This window comes from Herminiimonas sp., assembly GCF_030645555.1.
Lineage (GTDB): Bacteria > Pseudomonadota > Gammaproteobacteria > Burkholderiales > Burkholderiaceae_D > Oxalicibacterium.
This window is the reverse complement of the sequence record NZ_JAUSME010000055.1, coordinates 1-2,234: the sequence shown is the minus strand read 5'-3', so window position 1 is coordinate 2,234 and position 2,234 is coordinate 1. Positions and strand designations below refer to the sequence as shown.

Below are 2,234 nucleotides of genomic sequence, written 5' to 3'. Positions count from 1 at the left end.
GCAGAAAAACTCGCCGAGAAAATCCGCATCTCCGGCGGCGGTCGCTGCAACTTCACCAATCTCGATGCGACGCCGCAAAATTTCCTCTCGCAAAACCCGCATTTCTGCAAAAGTGCCTTGTCGCGCTATACGCCGCAGGATTTTCTCGCGCTGATGAAGCGCTATCGCATCGCGTATCACGAGAAGCACAAGGGCCAACTGTTTTGCGACAATTCCGCCGAAGACATCATCGGCATGCTGAAAGCCGAATGCGCGCTCGGCAATGTGGCGTGGCGCATGCCGTGCAGCGTGAAGGCGATCAGCAAAAGCGACGAACTGTTCCGGATTGAAACCGATACCGGCGACATCCTCGCCAGCAGCATGGTGATTGCCACCGGCGGCCTGTCCATCCCGAAAATCGGCGCCACTGATTTTGCTTTCCGCATCGCCAAACAATTCGGCTTGAAGATGGTCGAGCCCAGCCCCGGCCTGGTGCCGCTGACTTTCGATGCGACTGCATGGCAACCGTATGTGACGCTGGCCGGCATTTCCCTGCCGGTGGAAGTGGAAACGGGAACAAAGAAGGCGCGCGGCTATTTCAAGGAAGATTTACTGTTTACGCATCGCGGCTTGTCCGGTCCGGCGATTTTGCAGATTTCCAGTTATTGGCAGCCGGGCGCTGCGCTGACGATCAATCTGGTGCCGGAAACTGATATTGCGGCAGCCTTGATTGAAGGCAAGGCGAGCAGCAAGAAAAACCTGGGCAATCAGCTGGCGCAATGGCTGCCATCGCGGCTGGCCGAAGTATGGCTGCAAGCCCAGGGTTTGCAAGCCGATGCGCGCGTTGCCGACATGCAGGACAAGCAATTGCGGCAGCTGGGCGCTGCGTTGAACCAGTGGAACATCATTCCGAACGGCTCGGAAGGCTATCGCAAGGCGGAAGTGACACTGGGCGGCGTCGATACGCGCGAACTGTCGCAGCAGACGATGATGGCGAGCAAAGTGCCCGGCTTGCATTTCATAGGTGAGTCGGTCGATGTGACCGGCTGGCTGGGTGGCTATAATTTCCAGTGGGCGTGGGCCTCAGGCGTGGCTGCCGGGCAGGCAGTCTGAGCGCTGGCTATCCCTTATATAGATCGCCTGTAGCTGTTAATAAGTATGGGCAAGCAGGGCCCCTGTTGTTGATCCCGCTGCGCTTTCGTCTAAATCCTGTGAAGAGCCTTCCATTTATCAAACAAGGCTGCTATACTCTCCGACTCACTACCCAACATTGGTTTACCTTTACATGACCACTATTCGCCTTAAAGAAAACGAGCCGTTCGAAGTCGCTATGCGTCGCTTCAAGCGCACCATTGAAAAAACCGGTTTGCTGACCGATTTGCGCGCGCGCGAGTTTTACGAGAAGCCAACTGCTGAACGCAAGCGCAAGCTCGCTGCAGCTGTGAAACGCCATTACAAGCGTATCCGCAGCCAGCAATTGCCTAAAAAGCTGTACTAATTCCTTGAAACTGCGCGCCCTATGTGCGTGCGGTTGAAGAAATTGGTTGCAAACCCGCTCCGGTGTTGGTCCGCAGCGGGTTTTGGCGTTTTTAATGATCCCTTTATTTAATCAGATAGCGGAGTGCGTATGAGCTTGAAAGAACAGATTACCGAAGACATGAAAACGGCAATGCGCGCCAAGGAAGCGACCAAACTCGGCACGATACGTTTGATTACTTCCGCCATCAAGCAAAAGGAAGTCGACGAACGCATCGAGCTTAACGATACGCAAGTGCTGGCGATCATTGAAAAAATGATCAAGCAGCGCAAGGATTCGATTTCGCAATTCCAGGCTGGCGGTCGCCAGGATCTGGTTGATATCGAACAAGCCGAGCTGGCGGTTCTGACTACCTACATGCCAAGCGCATTGTCGGATGCCGAAGTGCAGGGCGAAGTCGCCGCTGCCGTTGCCGAATCTGGCGCCGCAGGTCCGCAGGATATGGGTAAGGTCATGGCGATCTTGAAGGCGAAGCTTGCCGGTCGTGCCGACATGACTGCCGTATCCGGCCTGGTCAAGGTTGCCTTGACCAAAGGCTGAGCGCGCCCATACGTCTGATTTCCATTCCGCCAGCATTTTGATACCGACGTGATTCCACAGTCGTGTATCCAGGAGTTGCTCAACCGCGTCGATATCGTCGACGTGGTGGGGCGGTATGTGCCGCTGAAAAAGGGTGGCGCAAATTTCATGGGCTTGTGCCCTTTCCACAACGAAAAAT

4 protein-coding genes are annotated in these 2,234 nt (G+C 55.2%); all 4 read left to right on the top strand.

What is annotated here, in order from left to right; genetic code table 11:
• On the top strand, positions 1 to 1,092 hold a 1,092-nt coding region (locus Q7T06_RS02275; protein ID WP_304779455.1), incomplete at its 5' end, for an NAD(P)/FAD-dependent oxidoreductase.
• Positions 1,093 to 1,264: 172 nt separating this feature from the next.
• A complete protein-coding gene (gene rpsU / locus Q7T06_RS02270; RefSeq protein ID WP_011870001.1) occupies positions 1,265 to 1,477 on the top strand; it encodes a 30S ribosomal protein S21 in 213 nt (70 codons plus the stop codon).
• Between the two features lie 129 nt (positions 1,478 to 1,606).
• A complete protein-coding gene (locus Q7T06_RS02265) occupies positions 1,607 to 2,056 on the top strand; it encodes a GatB/YqeY domain-containing protein (RefSeq protein WP_304779445.1) in 450 nt (149 codons plus the stop codon).
• Between the two features lie 48 nt (positions 2,057 to 2,104).
• Positions 2,105 to 2,234, top strand: a 130-nt coding sequence (locus Q7T06_RS02260; RefSeq protein ID WP_304779461.1) for a CHC2 zinc finger domain-containing protein, incomplete at its 3' end; no start/stop codon positions are given.